This is a genomic window from Bacillus sp. FSL K6-3312 (assembly GCF_038007485.1).
GTDB classification, from domain to species: Bacteria; Bacillota; Bacilli; order Bacillales; family Bacillaceae; genus Bacillus; species Bacillus pumilus.
Map to the genome: position 1 here is coordinate 2,268,890 of NZ_JBBOXI010000001.1, position 17,481 is coordinate 2,286,370.

General features: G+C 43.0%; 19 protein-coding genes. 1 reads left to right on the plus strand and 18 read right to left on the minus strand.

Features of this window, described 5'->3' with window-relative positions; translation table 11 throughout:
- Positions 1-49: 49 nt before the first annotated feature.
- Positions 50-1,723 carry a DAK2 domain-containing protein gene (locus MHI11_RS11790; RefSeq protein WP_111911499.1) on the minus strand — a complete coding sequence of 558 codons (1,674 nt, stop codon included), beginning with the start codon at positions 1,721-1,723 and terminating at the stop codon, positions 50-52.
- A gap of 15 nt (positions 1,724-1,738) precedes the next feature.
- Entirely contained in the window at positions 1,739-2,101 is a 363-nt protein-coding gene (locus MHI11_RS11795) for an Asp23/Gls24 family envelope stress response protein (protein WP_003211680.1), read from the minus strand.
- 271 nt (positions 2,102-2,372) lie between these two features.
- Here MHI11_RS11795 and rpmB point away from each other — a divergent pair, with 271 nt between their 5' ends.
- Positions 2,373-2,561: a 50S ribosomal protein L28 gene (gene rpmB / locus MHI11_RS11800; RefSeq protein WP_003212514.1), complete on the plus strand. Its 189-nt coding sequence runs from the start codon at positions 2,373-2,375 to the stop codon at positions 2,559-2,561.
- Positions 2,562-2,630: 69 nt separating this feature from the next.
- Here rpmB and spoVM read toward each other — a convergent pair whose 3' ends face one another.
- From spoVM to MHI11_RS11880, 16 genes are all read right to left on the minus strand, one after another.
- On the minus strand, positions 2,631-2,711 hold the full coding sequence (gene spoVM / locus MHI11_RS11805) for a stage V sporulation protein SpoVM (protein WP_008354550.1): 81 nt from the start codon (positions 2,709-2,711) through the stop codon (positions 2,631-2,633).
- 71 nt (positions 2,712-2,782) lie between these two features.
- Positions 2,783-3,427, minus strand: a complete 645-nt coding sequence (locus MHI11_RS11810; RefSeq protein WP_044141942.1) for a thiamine diphosphokinase — start codon at positions 3,425-3,427, stop codon at positions 2,783-2,785.
- Positions 3,428-3,487: 60 nt separating this feature from the next.
- A complete protein-coding gene (rpe, locus tag MHI11_RS11815; protein WP_050945061.1) occupies positions 3,488-4,138 on the minus strand; it encodes a ribulose-phosphate 3-epimerase in 651 nt (216 codons plus the stop codon).
- Positions 4,139-4,141: 3 nt separating this feature from the next.
- On the minus strand, positions 4,142-5,038 hold the full coding sequence (rsgA, locus tag MHI11_RS11820; protein ID WP_340961135.1) for a ribosome small subunit-dependent GTPase A: 897 nt from the start codon (positions 5,036-5,038) through the stop codon (positions 4,142-4,144).
- Between the two features lie 12 nt (positions 5,039-5,050).
- Entirely contained in the window at positions 5,051-7,006 is a 1,956-nt protein-coding gene (pknB, locus tag MHI11_RS11825; protein WP_340961136.1) for a Stk1 family PASTA domain-containing Ser/Thr kinase, read from the minus strand.
- Complete coding sequence (locus MHI11_RS11830; protein WP_044141946.1) at positions 7,000-7,770, minus strand: Stp1/IreP family PP2C-type Ser/Thr phosphatase; 771 nt, start codon at positions 7,768-7,770, stop codon at positions 7,000-7,002. Before MHI11_RS11830 ends, pknB begins: the two co-directional genes overlap by 7 nt.
- 3 nt (positions 7,771-7,773) lie before the next feature.
- Positions 7,774-8,856 (minus strand): 23S rRNA (adenine(2503)-C(2))-methyltransferase RlmN, encoded by a 1,083-nt coding sequence (rlmN, locus tag MHI11_RS11835; protein ID WP_340961137.1) that lies wholly within the window; start codon positions 8,854-8,856, stop codon positions 7,774-7,776.
- A 3-nt stretch (positions 8,857-8,859) separates the two neighbouring features.
- Positions 8,860-10,203 carry a 16S rRNA (cytosine(967)-C(5))-methyltransferase RsmB gene (gene rsmB, locus MHI11_RS11840; RefSeq protein WP_340961138.1) on the minus strand — a complete coding sequence of 448 codons (1,344 nt, stop codon included), beginning with the start codon at positions 10,201-10,203 and terminating at the stop codon, positions 8,860-8,862.
- Complete coding sequence (gene fmt, locus MHI11_RS11845) at positions 10,190-11,143, minus strand: methionyl-tRNA formyltransferase (protein ID WP_340961139.1); 954 nt, start codon at positions 11,141-11,143, stop codon at positions 10,190-10,192. The genes rsmB and fmt overlap by 14 nt, the downstream gene beginning before the upstream one ends.
- A gap of 5 nt (positions 11,144-11,148) precedes the next feature.
- On the minus strand, positions 11,149-11,631 hold the full coding sequence (gene def / locus MHI11_RS11850; RefSeq protein ID WP_340961141.1) for a peptide deformylase: 483 nt from the start codon (positions 11,629-11,631) through the stop codon (positions 11,149-11,151).
- Between the two features lie 15 nt (positions 11,632-11,646).
- Positions 11,647-14,055, minus strand: coding sequence for a primosomal protein N' (gene priA, locus MHI11_RS11855; protein WP_340961142.1), 2,409 nt, complete (start codon positions 14,053-14,055; stop codon positions 11,647-11,649).
- Positions 14,052-15,269, minus strand: coding sequence for a bifunctional phosphopantothenoylcysteine decarboxylase/phosphopantothenate--cysteine ligase CoaBC (gene coaBC, locus MHI11_RS11860; protein ID WP_340961143.1), 1,218 nt, complete (start codon positions 15,267-15,269; stop codon positions 14,052-14,054). The genes priA and coaBC overlap by 4 nt, the downstream gene beginning before the upstream one ends.
- A 117-nt stretch (positions 15,270-15,386) precedes the next feature.
- Entirely contained in the window at positions 15,387-15,590 is a 204-nt protein-coding gene (gene rpoZ / locus MHI11_RS11865; protein ID WP_003211647.1) for a DNA-directed RNA polymerase subunit omega, read from the minus strand.
- 3 nt (positions 15,591-15,593) lie between these two features.
- Positions 15,594-16,208 carry a guanylate kinase gene (gene gmk / locus MHI11_RS11870; RefSeq protein ID WP_044141952.1) on the minus strand — a complete coding sequence of 205 codons (615 nt, stop codon included), beginning with the start codon at positions 16,206-16,208 and terminating at the stop codon, positions 15,594-15,596.
- A 9-nt stretch (positions 16,209-16,217) separates the two neighbouring features.
- Positions 16,218-16,487: an extracellular matrix/biofilm regulator RemA gene (gene remA, locus MHI11_RS11875; protein WP_008344898.1), complete on the minus strand. Its 270-nt coding sequence runs from the start codon at positions 16,485-16,487 to the stop codon at positions 16,218-16,220.
- Between the two features lie 76 nt (positions 16,488-16,563).
- Entirely contained in the window at positions 16,564-17,439 is an 876-nt protein-coding gene (locus MHI11_RS11880) for a YicC/YloC family endoribonuclease (protein WP_044141956.1), read from the minus strand.
- Between the last annotated feature and the right edge of the window lie 42 nt (positions 17,440-17,481).

Here is a 17,481-nt window from a genome sequence, read left to right on the forward strand (position 1 = left end):
AGTAAAAAATTGCAAAAGAAGAAGAAGGGCTTTATTTGCCCTTCTTTCGTTATTCAACAGCCAAAATATATGAATAAAGCGGCTGCTTTCCATCGTGGACTTCAACTTCTATATCTTCAAATGTTTCTTCAATAAAGGCTTCTAACTCATCCATCTCTTCAGATGATGCATCTTCCCCTTTAATGATCGTAACAATCTCATCATCTTCTGTCACCATGTTGGTCAAAAGTTCTTTTGCTGCATCTAATTGATTTTTCGCAGTTAAGGTGATTTTTCCGTTAAAGAGACCCATATAATCTCCTTTGGCAATGTCGATTCCATCAATTTGGGTATCTCTCACTGCAAAGGTGATTTGGCCGCTTTTCACGTGGTCAATGGCTTCTAGCATCGCCGCTTCGTTGTCTTCGTTTGAAGCTGCTTCATTGAGAGAAAGAAGTGCCGACATCCCTTGAGGAACGGTCTTCGTTGGAATGACAACAACCTCACGACTTGAGACAGTTGCCGCCTGTTTCGCTGCCATGACAATATTAGAATTATTAGGTAAGATAAAGACAGTTTCGGCATGTACGCTTTCAATTGCTGTGACAATGTCTTCTGTACTTGGGTTCATTGTCTGTCCGCCTTCAATGACGACGGAAGCTCCGATACTTTTAAACAAGTCAGCAATTCCTTCTCCCATTGCGACACTGACGACTCCAAAGCGCTGTTTTTCAGCAGCAGGTGCCTTTGGTGCAGCGGGCGCATGTTCTTTTTCTTCGTTCACAATCGAGCTATGCTGCTCTCTCATGTTTTCAATTTTCATATTGATCAGACTGCCGTAGCGCTGTGCATAGGATAAGACATCTCCAGGCTGCTCTGCATGAATATGAACTTTCGCCAGCGTTTCATCAGATACCACAAGTAGTGAATCTCCGAATTCGCTTAAGTCTTCTCTGAAGGCATTCTCATCAAAGGACTGTTTGTCTTCTTCAAATTTCACCATAAATTCAGTACAATAACCAAATTCAATATCTTCGGTGTTCATATGGCTTTGTGCACTTTTATGATGCTCTGCACTCACTAGTTCTTTGAGCGTTGGCAAAGAGGCCGCTTTCAGATGGAGATCCTCTCCTCTTAATGAAGCAAGGAAACCTTCATATACGCAGAGAAGTCCCTTACCTCCACTATCGACAACGCCTACTTCTTTTAAAACAGGAAGTAGATCTGGCGTTCGATCAAGTGATGCTCTCGCTTCCTCAATCGTTAACTCAAGAACGCGGTCAATGTCATTTTCGGTTGCTGAAACAGCAACCGCTTTCTTTGCTGCATCCTTTGCGACCGTTAAGATGGTCCCTTCAATCGGTTTCATCACGGCTTTATAGGCTGTATCAACACCGGCCTGCAAGGCAAGGGCAAATTCTTTGGCGTCAATCGTCTCTTTTTGTTCTATATTTTTACTGAAACCTCTAAAGAGCTGTGATAGGATGACGCCTGAGTTTCCTCTTGCGCCCATCAATAGCCCTTTTGACAAGGCCACGCCGACCTTCCCAATATGATCGGTATTTGTTTCTTCAACTGCTTTTGCCCCTGAAGTCATTGACAAATTCATATTTGTCCCCGTGTCTCCGTCTGGCACTGGAAAAACATTTAACGCATCCACAATTTGTGCGTTTTGAGAAAGATGGTGAGCACCTGCAAGAATCATTTTTGCAAATGAGCGGCCATCAAGATTTCTAATAGACAATATATTTCCTCCTTACTACGGGTTCGTAACTCTTACTCCTTGTACATAAATGTTGACCGAATCAACAGAAAGTCCAACTGTGTGAGAAATCGTATATTTGACTTTCGTTTGAACATTATGTGCGACTTCTGATATTTTTGTACCGTAGCTGACGATGATGTACATATCAATATGAATGCGGTCTTCTTTTTGACGCACAAGAACACCCCGGCTGAAGTTCTCTTTACGGAGAATATCCGTCAAGCCGTCCTTGATTTGATTTTTGGACGCCATCCCAACAATACCATAGCAATCGATCGCAGCGCCTCCTGCCACCATTGCAATGACTTCATTTGATATATCAATTTGTCCGTATTTCGTTCTAAGTTCAATGGACACATTGGTTCCCCCTTTTTGAGAAATTGCCCTGAGTTATCACTATTTTACTATAAGACCCTTCTTTTTAAAAGAAATCATTCAATCCGACCCAATCCTACTTATACTATAGCCTTGATTTTTTATCAAGATGTCAAGGTATTTTTCTTGAAAGAGGAGTAAACAATCCTTGCAAACCCCTTGAAGCTGTGGTAAATTATTAAAGTATCTTGAGGCATCTCTAAGTACGTATATGAAGAATATGATGATGTTTTCGCAGTTAGGAGGGAAACAAATGGCACGTAAATGCGTTATCACAGGCAGAAAAACAAAAGCTGGGAACAATCGTTCTCACGCAATGAACTCTACAAAACGTACATGGGGCGCGAACCTTCAAAAAGTTCGTATTCTAGTGGACGGTAAGCCTAAAAGAGTATATGTATCAGCTCGAGCTTTGAAATCTGGTAAAGTTGAGCGTGTATAAGCAAGAGTAAACGCCTGCTACAATTCATTGTAGCAGGCGTTTTTATGTGGAAATAAAGGAGATTACTCATTAATCTTTCTTAAATGAACCAAGCATCGCACGGACAATGCCGCCAAGAAATCTAGGCAGTTTGATTGTATAAAATTTCATTTTGTCCCCCTCCTAAAAGTACCGCTTGCAGCACAATTGAGCTTAATCAGCCATCCACATTGATAGGTTGGTCAATCTTTGCTTCTTACCATTATTAATATGCCTTCATGAAAAGAAAAAGTACCATTTGAGTGGATGAGTTCGTTACTAATACATAGTGTGGAACCAGGCTCAATATGACAATTTTTCAGAGGATATTTGAAACCTTTTAATGTCAGCTTTTCAACCGGTGTTCCAAAGGGTAGAAACGACACATATTGTTTATCCTGATCTTCTTTTATTTCGTATGTACCAGGTTCAAACATTTGAATGATATTTTGTTTGTCTACAAGGGTGATATTCTGCTTGTGCTGAATCCCTTTGTAAAGAAGATGGATATTTCCTAGAAAATGATCCGCCCTTCCTCCTGTAATACCATAGATGTAAATATGTGCTGGGTGCTGACTCAGTGCCCAGTTCAGTGCAAGCTCTAAATCGGTTTCATCCTTTTCAGCTTGAAATACATTCAGGGCAGGCAATTTCTCTTTCAGCTCCTGAAGCTCTTCTTCTGTCACACTGTCAAAATCACCAAAAGCTTTGGCTGGGATGATGCCTTGCTCTAGTAAGAAGAGGGTTCCACGGTCTACGCCAATCCAGAGAATATCCTCCTGTGATGCTTCACGTTCAAGTGGCGGGATGTATTCAAAAGGACCGCCAGCTACGATATGTATGTGCATGATATACGCTCCTCTCCATGTAAAAAGAACCAAAGATCACAATGACTTTGGTTCCTTCCTTTACGCTTCTCGAATTGCCTGGATCGCTGCTGCGCGGTTTTCTTTACCGTATACCGCAGAGCCCGCTACTAGTAAATTAGCGCCTGCTTCTTTGCAGCTCTTTGCAGTCTCTACATTGACACCGCCGTCTATTTCTATCAGTAAATCGGTTAAGCCCTTTTGTTCACTCAGTGCTTTTACTTCTTTTACCTTCGTGAGGACAGATGGAATAAATGCCTGTCCCCCGAAACCAGGGTTGACTGTCATGAATAACACAAGGTCCACATCTTCTAATACATGCTCAATGTGAGAAACAGGTGTGTGCGGATTCAAGACGACCCCTGCTTTTACACCTTGTTCTTTCATATGTTGTATTGTTCGGTGTAAGTGCGGACAAGCTTCCACATGAACAGAGATAATATCAGCGCCTGCTTTTGCGAATGCAGGAATATACCGATCTGGCTGCTCAATCATTAAGTGAACATCAAGCGGAAGACGCGTATGCGGTCTAATCGCTTCGACGACATTTGGCCCAAATGTCATATTCGGAACAAAATGACCGTCCATGACATCGATATGAATGTAATCTGCACCGCCTTGTTCTACATCACGGATATCTTTCTCCAAATTGGCAAAATCTGCTGATAAAATGGAAGGGGCAATATAAACCATGATTTAGTACCTCGGCTTTCTGTCTTTGATTTCAGTTAAAAACTCTAAATAATGCTGATAGCGATACTCTTTGATTTGATCATGCTCGACCGCATCTTTTATCGCACATCCTGGCTCTTTCACGTGCAGGCAGCCTCGAAATTTACAATCTGCACTTCGGTCTCTAATCTCTAAAAAGTATAGACCTAGATCTTCTGCTTCGATGCCAGTAAATTCGAGCGAGCTAAAGCCCGGAGTATCTGCAATGAGCCCGTCTGCTGTTCGAATGAGTTCGACATGTCTTGTCGTATGCTTTCCTCGTCCGAGATGGGATGAGATATCATCTGTTTTCAGCGCCAATTCAGGACTCATCGCATTTAAAAGGGAGGATTTGCCTACACCAGACTGACCGGCAAATACCGTGATTTTATTGTGGAAATGCGGGGTCAGCTTCTCAATGCCATCTCCTTCAATCGTAGAGGTTAAATGAACATCATAGCCCATTTGCCGATAGTCGTCTGCATACGCCTCGATGGTTTCACGCTCTTCGTCTGTTTTCAATAAGTCCATTTTTGTGATGCAGATAATCGGCTCAATATGATTCGCTTCAACAAGCACTAAAAATCTGTCTAAGAGTGATGTGCTAAAGGTTGGTTCTGCTGCTGAGAAAACAAGTACCGCTTGATCAACGTTACTAATTGGTGGACGAACAAGTTCGTTTGTCCGTTCTTTTACTTCTAATAAGTAGCCTTCTTTATCGTTGTCTGCTTGATACACGACGTAATCGCCAACAAGAGGTGTAATTTTGTTTTTTCGAAAGATGCCTCTCGCTCTGCACTGAACTACTTTTCCACTCTCTTGCGACTCATCCAGCACATAGTAGAATCCGCTTAATGCTTTTATAATTTTGCCCTCAGGCATAAAGTCCCTCCTTTATTCATCATCAGGGTATTCGATCGTTTTCGAGCTGACGACTTTATCATCCACCGTCACTTGATAATATCCTTTTTGACCTGGTTCAATCTTAAATTTAATGGTCCGTTCAGTCGGCGCAGTGATTTTAAAGCTTTCGTATGAATCAGAGATGCTATGCTCCGCATCATCAATGGAAATTTGGACATTCATCTCCTGCCCTTCCGCTTCTGGTTCATAAGGGATCGCAATCTTTTCAGTCACCGTTTTGGCTGGTTTTTCCTTCGGTCCAAGAGAGAATGTAATCTTGACCGTGTCACCTGGTTTAACAGCCGTCCCTGCTCCCGGTTCCTGCTTCATGACCTCGCCTTTTGGCACATCGTCAGAATGCGCTTCTTTTTCATCGAGCTTTAAACCGTTATCCTCTAAATAATTCGATGCCGCTTGCTTACTATACGTCGTTAAATCACGTAATGTAATATCGGCAGGACCTATGCTGACAGTCAACGTGACCTCTTCATCTGCTGCTACAAGCTCAGTATTCGCTGAAGGACTCTGTTCCATGACAATCCCAGACTCGGTGTCATTATCATTCACTTCCTCCACAACGACCTGTTTAAACCCTTTTTTCTCTAATATTTCTTTTGCTTTATCGACCTTTTCGCCTGTAACATCAGGTAATTCGGTCTTTTCCTTGCCAGTACTTTCGTAAAGCTGAATCTCTGTTCCTTCTTTGACCTTTGTGCCGATTTTCGGGTCTGTTTTGACGACGAGACCTTTTTCAATTTTCTCATCAGCGATCTCTATTGACTCCGAAGCGACGGTGAACCCAGCTTTCTTCAAGGTATCTTCTGCTTTTTCAACTGTCATGCCAGATACGTCTGTGACTTCCACATCTTTTGGAAAAAGCAGCCCTGGAAACACAGTGATGGCTAAAATTGTCGCAGCAGTCAATATAAATAAGATGGATGCCACAATCCATGGCCATTTTTTTCGTTTCTTTTTCGGCTTTTGCTTCTCTTTTTTCTTCGGTTTTTGAGCCAGGTGGACGGCTGTTTTTTCATTGTCTTGATCAATTTGATGATCTTGAATGATTGGGATCGCTTTCGTTGCTTCATGGTCTTCTTCAATAACAAAGCGTTTTTCTTTTAGTCTGGCTGGATCGAAAGCGGTTTTTAAGTCTTTTTGCATTTCAGATGCATCTTCATATCGATAAAATGGATCTTTGGCCATCGCCTTTAAAATGATGTTTTCCACGCTTTGTGGAACAGAAGGATTCCATCTTCTCACAGATGGTGGCTCTGATTGCAAATGCTTCAGTGCAACACTGACAGCCGATTCCCCTTCAAATGGCATGCGTCCTGAGATGAGTTCATAGAGCACAATCCCAAGCGAATAGATGTCTGACTTTTTCGTTGCAAGTCCCCCGCGTGCTTGTTCTGGAGACAAGTAGTGCACGGAGCCTAGGACAGAATTTGTATGGGTAATGGTCGCTGAGCTGAGTGCCATGGCAATCCCAAAATCAGTGACTTTGATGTTCCCCATATTGTCTATTAATATATTGTGAGGCTTAATGTCACGGTGAACGAGCTGTTTCGCATGGGCTTCTTCCATCGCCGCAACGACTTGCTCCATGATGCGAACGGCTTCTTTCGGATGAAGCGGGCCATTAGCATGTATGTATTCCTTCAGCGTCATTCCCTCGACATATTCCATGACAATATAATAAATGTCATCTTCTTCCCCGACATCGTAGATGCTGACAATATTCGAATGATCTAAGCTTGCAGCTGACTGCGCTTCCCTCCGGAAACGTCTAATAAAATCATCATCGCTCGCAAAGTCAAACCGCAAAATTTTAATCGCTACTTCGCGATCTAAAATCATATCCTCCGCCAAATAGACGTTTGCCATTCCGCCTCCGCCTATGACGCGAAGAATCTGATAACGGCCGCTGATCCTTTTTCCGATCAACACTTGCTGTCACCCTCCTCTGGCTGGGAGGAGATTTCTAACAATACTGCTGTAATGTTATCTTCACCGCCGTTGTCATTCGCTGTTTGTATTAACTCTGTTACTTTTTCCTCTGGTGCGGTCGTTTGCGTTAATATATGAGTCAAATTCTCTTCTTCTACTTTATTCGATAGACCATCTGAGCAAAGCAGGATTTGATCTCCTGGGTCCACTTCAAAAGTGCGTGCATCAATTTGAACACGTTTATCTGTTCCTAATGCTTTCGTGAGCACATTTTTTCTTGGATGATATTCTGCATCCGCTTTTGAAATTTCACCCGTTTTCACAAGCTCATTCACGAGTGAATGATCATCTGTTAATTGGGTCAGCGCTCCTTCTCTTAGCAGGTAGCAGCGGCTGTCTCCAATATGCGCAATTGTGACCGTTTGCAAATGAACGAGCGCGCATACAATGGTCGTCCCCATTCCTTGGCACTCCTCATTGTTTTGCGCATGTTCATAAACTTGGTCATTAATGTCACTGATTTTTGAGATTAACCAGCTTTCTTGATCGGCTGGCTTTTCTGGAATTGAAGATGTTTCTTCCCAGTATTCTTTTAAAGAAGAGACTGCCATCTTGCTGGCGACATCACCAGCAAGATGACCTCCCATGCCGTCTGCTACAACAGCGAGAAGTGAATCTTCTTTTGCTTCAAAAATACCTGCATCATCTTCATTATGCTGACGGACTTTTCCTGTATCGGTAAGAAAGGCTGCCCTTATCAACATTCGTCACCTCGTCTCTTCCTGACGCTCCTTCGCTCTTAGCTGACCGCAAGCAGCATCAATGTCATGGCCTTGCTCTCGTCTAATCGTTACGTTTTCGCCTCGTTCTTTCAACGTTTTTTCAAATAGGAAGATTTGTTCTCTAGGTGTTCTCACATAATCTCTCTCTGGTACATAGTTCACCGGAATGAGGTTCACGTGGCACTTAATTCCTTTTAATAGGTCGGCAAGTTCTTCTGCATGGTGAACTTGATCATTTACTCCGCCAAACAGGCCGTATTCAAAGCTGACACGTCTACCCGTCTTTTGAATGTAGTATTCGATGGCTTCCATTAATTTTGGCAGCTTATATGCCTTATTGATCGGCATTAGGCGGCTTCTGATCTCTGTGTTCGGTGCGTGCAATGACACAGCAAAGTTGATTTGCATTTGCTCATCAGCGAATTGATAGATCTTTGGAATGATTCCGCTTGTCGAAACCGTAATATGGCGTGCACCAATATTTAAGCCATGATCATGGTTGATGATTTTAAGGAAAGCAAGCATTTCTTCAAAGTTATCAAACGGTTCGCCAATTCCCATGATGACAACAGAGCTGACTCTCTCGTCTGTTTCGTCAAGTGCCTGCTGTACTTTCAATACTTGTGCAACGATTTCTCCGGCTTCAAGGTTTCGTTTTAAACCGCCAAGTGTAGATGCACAGAATGTACAGCCGATTCTACAGCCAACCTGTGTTGTCACGCAGACAGAGTTTCCATATTCATGACGCATAAGCACTGTTTCAATTGTATAACCATCATGCAGTTCAAATAAAAACTTGATCGTTCCGTCTTGAGACGTTTGTTTGATCACGGTTTTTAATGTTGTGATTGTAAATTGATCTTTTAATTTTTCTCTTAAATCTTTGGAGAGGTTAGACATTTCATCAAAGGATGTCACACGTTTCTCATAAAGCCACTCAAAAATTTGCGCTGCGCGGAAAGGCTTTTCGTCTTGTTCTTTTAACCATTCTTTCATTTCGTGAAGCTCAAATGAATAGATCGACGGCATATCTGTTTTCAGTTCTTTTCTTACTTTTTGTTCTGTCATTTTTTATCCCTTCTTTCTCATGCTGCAAATAAAGAAACCATCTGTTCCGAAATAATGAGGAAGAATTTGCACACTTCCGTTTTGAACAAACGGAGCAACCTGCTCAGGCAGCCGTTCATTAAGAGATAGATCGGGTTCGAAGTCTTGGTGTTCTTGTAAAAACGCATGAATCACTTGTTGATTTTCTGTTGGGTCCATTGTACATGTACTATATACAAGGGTTCCGCCAGGCTTTAAAAGCGGAGCTGTTTCTTTTAAGATTGCCTGCTGAATTGCAGCAAGCCTTGCTGAGTCTTCTTTAGACTTTGTATATTTCATATCTGGTTTTCGTCTAATGACGCCAAAACCAGAACACGGCGCATCAATCAGAATCCGGTCAAATGAAGCTTCGCTGTAATCGCCCTTTGCTTTCCTTGCATCAAGCGCTTTTGCCTCAATTTGAGTAAGGTTCAGACGTTTTGCTGCTTGTTTGATGAGTTTCACTTTATGTTCGTGCAAATCAAGTGAAACAATTTGTCCTTCGTCATTCATACGCTCTGCGATATGTGTTGATTTTCCGCCTGGAGCCGCACAGGCGTCAAGCACAGCTTCTCCCGGCTGAGGGTCTAGTGCTCTTGCGACAAGCATTGAGCTTTCATCTTGAATAGTCACATAGCCTTCTTGAAAAGAAGGGGTTGAAACGATGGACCCTTTCATCAGCTTAAGTGCATCTTCTGATAAGTCGCCAAGCTCCGTTTCAATTCCGGCATCCAGCAGTTCTTGCTGCAGTGCTGCGCGGTCGGTTTTCATTCGATTGACACGAAGGGTTTGCTTTGGTGGTACTAAATGAATGCGGCACATGCTTTCTGCCGCTTCAAATCCGTACGACTGAACCCATTCCTGCACGAGCCATAATGGGTGGCTTGTCTCAATCGAAAGCCGCTTGACTGGATCTTTGATGTCATCAAAAGCCGGAACGCCTTCTCTTTGCACGGATCGAAGAACGCCGTTCACAAGTGAAGATATACCCTTGTGTCCTCTCTTTTTCGTTAGCTCAACTGCTTCATGGATGGCTGCACGATGTGGAATCTTTTCAAGGTACACCATTTGATAAAGGGACATCCGCAAAAGTTGCATGACCCACGGAGCCACCTTTTGCGGTTTTTTCACAAATGGTGCCAGCATATAATCTAATGCCAGCTTGTTTTGCAGTGTACCGTACACAAGCTCTGTTAAGAGCGGTTTGTCCTGATCTGCCAAGTCTTTGTCTTTCATGACTGACTGCAAAAGTAAATTACTGTAAGCTCGGTTTTGTTCGAGTTTGATTAAAGCGTCCAGCGCTACTTCTCTCACATTACTTTTCTTCATTCATTAACCCTAATTTCTGTCCCATTTCGATATTTGCGCCTCTTAGGAAGTCTTCGCCGCTCATCTTTTTCTTACCAGCTGGCTGTACACCTGTTAATAAAAGGCCTTGTTTATTCCCAGTTCCAATGACTGGACCTTCTTTTTGAAGCTCAATCACTTTCCCAGGTTCTTCTTGCGCTTCGAGTGGAACTTTTTTCGCTTCCCATACTTTTAGATGAGCCCCGTTCCATTCAGTATAGGCAACTGGCCACGGATTTAAGCCGCGAACTTGGTTGTAAAGCTCTTCACCAGTTTTTGCCCAATCTATTCTTTCTTGCTCCCGCTTAATATTAGGTGCGTACGTTGCCGCTTCTTCATTTTGCGGAATTGGCGAAATAGATCCGCTCAGAACATTTGGCAAAGTATCTTTCAATAGTGCAGCGCCTGCAACACTTAATTTGTCATGTAATGTTCCGACATTGTCTAATTCGTCAATTTCTACTTCTACTTTACTGATCATGTCCCCTGCATCAAGTCGTTCCACCATGTACATGATTGTGACGCCTGTTTTCTTTTTGCCTTGAAGGATCGCATAATGGATCGGCGCGCCCCCTCTTAGTTCTGGCAGCAGTGAGGCATGCACATTGATACAGCCAAACTGAGGTTCATCTAGTAATCGTTTTGGCAAAATTTGTCCAAATGCCGCCGTGACAATTAAATCCGGCTTTAATGCAAGCACTTTATCAATTTCTTCATCAAGGCGCACCTTTTCAGGCTGCAAGACCGTAATGCCGTGCTTTAAGGCTTCCACTTTCACAGGAGGCGGCGTGAGTACTCGTTTTCTGCCTTTCGGGCGATCTGGCTGCGTGACGACCCCGACAACTTCGTATCCTTCTGTTATGAGTGTTTGCAGCACAGGTACTGAGAAATCAGGGGTTCCCATAAATACAATACGTGCCATTTTCTTCACCCTTCCATTTCCGCAAGTTCTTTTTCTGTATAGGTTTGAATGATTTTCGACGTAAATAATATCCCGTCTAAATGATCAATTTCGTGCAATAAGGCTCTTGCTAAAAATCCTTCTGCTTCTATTGTAAATGGTTTGCCTTTCTTATCAAAGGCTTTTACCTTCACATAGCTCGGTCTTTCTACTGTGCCGTATAAAGATGGAAAGCTCAGGCAGCCTTCAATATCTGTTTGACTTCCTTTTATTTCAAGAACCTCAGGATTCACTAAATCAATTCTGCCAGGTTCTTCTCCGATATCGACAACAGCAATTCTTTGTGAAATGCCAATTTGTGGTGCTGCTAGTCCGACTCCATCTAGCTCAAGCATTGTATCATACATATCATCAAGCAGTTTTTTGAGCTTTTTATCGAACGTATCGACAGGCTCTGCCTTTTGTTGAAGTACTTCTGCCGGATGCATGACTATTGGTTTTACTGCCACTTAAAGCCCTCCGTTTTACATCATCATATATGGATTCATATCTATTGAAATCATCAATTGTTTTTGTTCCATTTCCTTTTGATAATGATCTTGTATTTTCCGTAGTAAACTTGCCAGTTCATTTTCCCTTTTGTATTTTATCACGCATTGATATCGATATCTATCTTTGATCTTAGCGATTGGTGATGCTGCCGGACCAAGAATTCTTGTATTCGGTGCACAGTTCATTTTTAGGAACTGAACAATTTGATCCGTGACATGCGCTGCCTTCGTCACTTCCTCATGTGATACTGTCACCATCGCCAAAAAGTAATACGGCGGATAGGACTGGTGGCGGCGATGCAGCATCTCCTGTTCATAAAAGGCTTCGTAGTCATGCTGCTTCGTTAATTCAATACTATAGTGAGAAGGCGTATACGATTGAATGATCACAGAGCCCTCTTTTTCATGTCGTCCTGCCCTGCCGCTGACCTGCGTGAGAAGCTGAAATGTTTTTTCACTTGAACGGAAATCAGGGATATGAAGAGACGTATCCGCACTTAGAACACCAACAAGTGTGACATCTGGGAAATCTAGCCCTTTTGCAATCATCTGCGTCCCAAGCAAAATATCTGCTTCTTTATTGCCAAAAGATGTGAGGAGTTTTTCGTGAGCACCTTTACGAGACGTTGTATCCACATCCATTCGGATGACTCTTGCCTCTGGCAGTACTTTTGTCAGCTCTTCTTCTACACGCTGCGTACCCGTACCAAAATAGCGAATATGCTCACTATGGCATTCTGGACATTCAGCTGGCACCGGTGCCTCGTGACCGCAATAATGGCATTTCAGCCGTTTTTGATAGCGGTGATAGGTGAGAGAAATTTCGCAATGAGGACATTGCTCCACATATCCGCAATCACGGCACATCACAAAGGATGAATAGCCCCTTTTATTCAGAAATAAGACGGCTTGTTCTTTTCTTTCAAGCACTTCCTTTAATCTGAGCATTAATTCTTCTGAAAACATGGACCTGTTGCCATTTCTCAATTCTTCTCTCATATCAATTAAAGAAACGTGCGGCAGCTGCTGCTGGTTGACTCGGTTTTTGAGCGTCAGCAATGTAAACACGCCTTTTTTGGCACGCGCGTAGGTTTCAAGTGAAGGAGTTGCACTACCTAAAACAACTGGGCATCGATGCCTTCTGGCTCGTTCAATGGCGACGTCCTTGGCATGATAACGAGGCATTTCCTCTTGTTTATAAGAAGATTCATGCTCTTCATCTATGATAATCATGCCTAAATTTTCAAATGGTGCGAAAACAGCCGATCTCGCGCCCACGACAAGTTTGACTTCCTTGCGGTGGATTTTCCGCCATTCATCATATTTTTCCCCTGTCGATAATCCGCTATGAAGTACAGCCACATTTGAACCGAATCGTTCTTTAAACCGCTGAACCATTTGAGGGGTTAACGAGATTTCTGGAACGAGGACGATCGCTTCTTTTCCTTTTTGAAGGGCATGATCAATCGTCTGCAAGTAAATCTCCGTTTTACCGCTCCCTGTCACCCCGTGCAGCAGAAAGGTTTCATGCCGGTCATCGCTGACTGCTTGATGTATATGTTTTGCCGCTTCTGCTTGTTCTGGCATAAGGTCAAGTGAAGCAGAAGGTGTAAATGCCCGGTCACGATAAGGATCCCGGTAGACCTCTTCATAGCTTTCTGTTAGCAGCCCCTCTTGAATAAAGGTTTTAAGCGTTTGAGAACTCGCGCCTGTTTGCTGCTGCAAGTCTTTCGCTAAAAAGGTCGTCTCACTCGCTTGAACCAAAAAGGAGAGCAGAGCCTTTTGTTTCACCGCATTTTTCTTCAGCTGCTGCTGTTTTTCTTCAAGCTTATCTTTTGATGCAGCTAGTTGGAGCGTGCGCACTTTTTTCTTTCCAGATTTTTGCGAGACGTGATACCTTACCTCTAAATGACCTTTTTGGACATGCTTTTGAATCTGTTTTAGTTGTTCGGCTGGGATGTCAGCGTAAAGAATGCTGTCTCGCTGACCGAAAAGCTCTTTCAATGACTGCGGAAGTTCTTCATCTGACAGCACTTGAATTTCTTTTTCATACTTCGCCTTCATGGCTGCAGGCAGCATCGATTGAAGTGCCGTAATATGATAGGACAATGTTTTTTCCGTCAGCCAGTGGGAAAGCTCCAATAGCTCATCTGTCAGAACAGGTGATAAATCAAATAAATCGACAATGTCCTTTATGCTTCCTGTTTTTACGTCTGTTTCTTCTTTGACTTTTGTCACAAACCCTTGAATCTTCCTCGGGCCAAAGGGAACGACCACCCTCATTCCCGCTTTGACGAGATCTTTGAATCGATCTGGTACACGGTAATCGAATGGCCGGTCAATGGCTTTCGTTGTGACATCTACGATGACTTCAGCAATCATGCGTGATCACGCTCTTTTGGCAACAGCTGTTTTGCCTCCTTTAAGATTTCAAAAGCGAGGTCTTTTTTGCTCATCATCGGCAGTTCTGTTGTTGTACCATCTGCTTTGATGATTGCTGCTACATTTGTGTCTGTGCCAAAACCTGCACCTTCTTTTGTGACATTGTTGGCTACAATCATATCTAAATGCTTGGATTCGATTTTCTTTTTCGCATAATATTCTACATCCTGCGTTTCAGCTGCAAAACCGACAAGCACTTGATGCTCTTTTCTTATCCCCAGCTCTTTTAAAATATCTTTTGTCCGGGTGAATTCAATTTCTAAGCCGCCGTCCTGTTTTTTCATTTTATGAGGATATGAGGTCACAGGGGTATAGTCGGCGACTGCTGCTGATTTAATGACAAGGTCCGCTTCCTCGTACACAGCTAATGCGGCTTGATACATGTCCTCTGCCGATTCAACGTGTACCACATGAACATGATCAGGTGCCGTTAAAGAAACAGGTCCTGAAATAAGCGTGACATCAGCCCCCATCTGCTGCGCAGCCTCTGCAATTGCATAGCCCATTTTTCCTGACGATCGATTTGTAAAGAAACGCACAGGATCGATGACTTCTCGTGTAGGACCTGCTGTCACCACGACTTTTTTACCTGAAAGCGGTAAATTTTTTGGCTCTTCAAAAAATGCACGGATGTGCTCAACTATTTTTTCTGGCTCCTCTAATCGCCCTTTTCCAATATAGCCACAGGCTAGATAACCTTCACTCGGTTCAATAAACCGGTAGCCGTCCTCATATAATGTGCGAATGTTCCGCTTTACAGCCGGGTGATCATACATATGCACATTCATAGCTGGTGCGATCCATACAGGAGCAGTTGAAGCAAGTAAGGTCGTCGTGAGCATACCATCTGCAAGCCCTGCCGCCATTTTACCAATCGTATGTGCTGTTGCAGGGGCAACAAGAATGAGATCGGCCCAGTCAGCTACGTCAATATGCGCAATGACTTTTGGATTGTTTTCTTTAAATGTATCCACATACACCTCATGTCGAGACAGTGCTTGGAAGGTAAGCGGAGACACAAACTCACGGGCAGATTCTGTCATAATCACTCTTACATTTGCGCCCGCCTGTACGAGTTTACTAGTAAGTGCAGCTGCTTTATATACGGCGATTCCTCCGCTGACGCCGAGCAAAATATTTTTTGACTGTAACATTCGTTTGTCCCCCTTAACGGCCTTTTTCACAAATTCGTCTACAATTCAAAAAAGTCAAAACCAATCACAGTTTTGACTTTTTTGAACGTATCGTATCTGCATAGCAGAAGCGATGTGTTATTCTTGATCCTCTTTTTCAAATGTCAAAAGACCGGCATCAATTTCTTCAAGTGCTTTGCCTACAAATTTGTAAGACTTTGTATTTTCAATTTGCTGATCTTGATGGATCTGCATTTCACGTGCACGGCGTGCAGACACTGTCACAAGTGTGTATTTTGAATCAAGTTTGTTCATCAATGAGTCAATTGAAGGATCTAACATAGTTTATTCTACCCCCAGCATTTTTTTATATCTTGGTGCGACTCTGTCTCTGCGCAGGTGTTCTGCAAGGACGATCGCTTTGATTCTTTCACAAGCAAGCTCGACATCATCGTTTTCCACGACATAGTCGTAAGCATCCATCATTTCAATCTCTTCTTTTGCAGCAGCCATTCGATTTCGAATGAGCTCCTCAGACTCTGTACCACGTGTAATGATGCGGTTCTGAAGTTCTGAAAGACTAGGCGGTGCAAGGAAAATAAAAAGACCTTCTGGGAATGCTTCTCTTACTTGAAGTGCACCTTGCACTTCGATTTCAAGGAAAACATCTTTTCCTTCGCTTAATGTCTGTTCTACATAGTCAACAGGCGTGCCGTAGTAATTCCCGACATACTCTGCCCATTCTAACAGCTTTTTGTTTTCAATCATATGTTCAAATTCTTCCCTGGATTTAAAGAAATAATCGACACCATTTCTTTCACCTTCACGCGGTTTACGTGTTGTCACAGAAATTGAGTATTCAAATTTCGTATCTTTCTGGGAGAAAATGGCTTGTCTGACCGTTCCTTTTCCAACTCCCGAAGGTCCAGAGAGAACGATTAAAAGTCCTCTTTCTTTCATAATGGCGTATTACCCCTGCCCTTCATCTATGATTTCTTCTTTTACAGAAAGTCTTTGCGCGACAGTCTCAGGCTGAACGGCAGATAAGATGACATGGTCACTGTCCATAATGACAACAGCACGGGTTCTTCTTCCGTATGTAGCATCTATGAGCATGCCTCGATCTCTTGCGTCTTGTATCATTCGTTTAATCGGTGCTGATTCCGGACTGACGATCGAAATCATCCGATTCGCTGAAATGATGTTTCCAAATCCGATATTGATCAACTTTATGGTCATCTTCTAACGTCCCCCTGTATTATAAACGTCTCTAGTCTCGCCGAAAGAGACGTACTGTAAACAGCATACACAATGACTATTCTATATTTTGCACTTGTTCTTTTATTTTTTCAATAGCACTTTTCATTTCAACCACCAGCTTTGTTAAGTGATGATGGTTCGCTTTTGAGCCAATGGTGTTCACTTCACGGTTGAGCTCCTGTACAAGAAAATCAAGTTTTCTGCCAGCAGCACCGCCTTGCATCAAGATTTGCTGGAATTGCTGAAAGTGACTTTTCAATCTCGTAATCTCTTCTGTAATGTCACAGCGGTCAGCAAAGATCGCAGCCTCTGTTGTCAATCTGCTTTCGTCAAGCGCCTCTCCGATCCATTCTTGCAATCGCTGATTGAGCCTGTCTTTATACTGACTCACAACCTCTGGTGCAAAGACTTTGATTTCTTCTGTATAGGCCTCTAATTCAGAAAGCCTCAACTCACAGTCTTTTTGAAGTGATGTTCCCTCCTGCTCTCTCATGAAGCAAAGCTCCTTGACAGCCGTTTCACAAGCTTCCATCAGCAATTGCTCTAATTGCTCATTTCGGCTGGACGATTCTTCTACTTGAACGGCATGCTCTAGCCCCAGTAAGTCATGTGCATGCTGAATGCCTGAAATGTGATAGCGTTTCTCGAGATCTTTTGCGGCTTTCATGTATTCATCAAGCAGCGGCCAGTCGATCTGCAAGGACCGGCTTGCTAGTTTACCGCCTTCAATCGTAACAAACAACTCAATTCTACCACGCTGCACGTGACGAAGAATGATTTTTTTTAATGTGTCTTCGAAATATAAAAGCGGCCTCGGCAAACGGGCATGAACCTCTTTAAAACGGTGATTGACCGATTTTAACTCAACTGACACTGTCAGTTCTCCATCCGTTTTACTCGCTTGGCCGAATCCCGTCATACTGCGTATCATGTCAAAACACCCAATTCTTTCATATTAATAAATGAAAAAGGT

Bases quoted from the DNA above. Each gene is read 5' to 3' on its own strand.
- rpmB (WP_003212514.1), top strand. From the start codon at position 2,373: ATGGCACGTAAATGCGTTATCACAGGCAGAAAAACAAAAGCTGGGAAC.
- spoVM (WP_008354550.1), bottom strand. From the start codon at position 2,711: ATGAAATTTTATACAATCAAACTGCCTAGATTTCTTGGCGGCATTGTC.
- MHI11_RS11810 (WP_044141942.1), bottom strand. From the start codon at position 3,427: ATGCACATACATATCGTAGCTGGCGGTCCTTTTGAATACATCCCGCCA.
- rpe (WP_050945061.1), bottom strand. From the start codon at position 4,138: ATGGTTTATATTGCCCCTTCCATTTTATCAGCAGATTTTGCCAATTTG.
- rsgA (WP_340961135.1), bottom strand. From the start codon at position 5,038: ATGCCTGAGGGCAAAATTATAAAAGCATTAAGCGGATTCTACTATGTG.
- MHI11_RS11830 (WP_044141946.1), bottom strand. From the start codon at position 7,770: ATGTTGATAAGGGCAGCCTTTCTTACCGATACAGGAAAAGTCCGTCAG.
- rlmN (WP_340961137.1), bottom strand. From the start codon at position 8,856: ATGACAGAACAAAAAGTAAGAAAAGAACTGAAAACAGATATGCCGTCG.
- rsmB (WP_340961138.1), bottom strand. From the start codon at position 10,203: ATGAAGAAAAGTAATGTGAGAGAAGTAGCGCTGGACGCTTTAATCAAA.
- fmt (WP_340961139.1), bottom strand. From the start codon at position 11,143: ATGGCACGTATTGTATTTATGGGAACCCCTGATTTCTCAGTACCTGTG.
- priA (WP_340961142.1), bottom strand. From the start codon at position 14,055: ATGATTGCTGAAGTCATCGTAGATGTCACAACGAAAGCCATTGACCGG.
- coaBC (WP_340961143.1), bottom strand. From the start codon at position 15,269: ATGTTACAGTCAAAAAATATTTTGCTCGGCGTCAGCGGAGGAATCGCC.
- rpoZ (WP_003211647.1), bottom strand. From the start codon at position 15,590: ATGTTAGATCCTTCAATTGACTCATTGATGAACAAACTTGATTCAAAA.
- gmk (WP_044141952.1), bottom strand. From the start codon at position 16,208: ATGAAAGAAAGAGGACTTTTAATCGTTCTCTCTGGACCTTCGGGAGTT.
- remA (WP_008344898.1), bottom strand. From the start codon at position 16,487: ATGACCATAAAGTTGATCAATATCGGATTTGGAAACATCATTTCAGCG.
- MHI11_RS11880 (WP_044141956.1), bottom strand. From the start codon at position 17,439: ATGATACGCAGTATGACGGGATTCGGCCAAGCGAGTAAAACGGATGGA.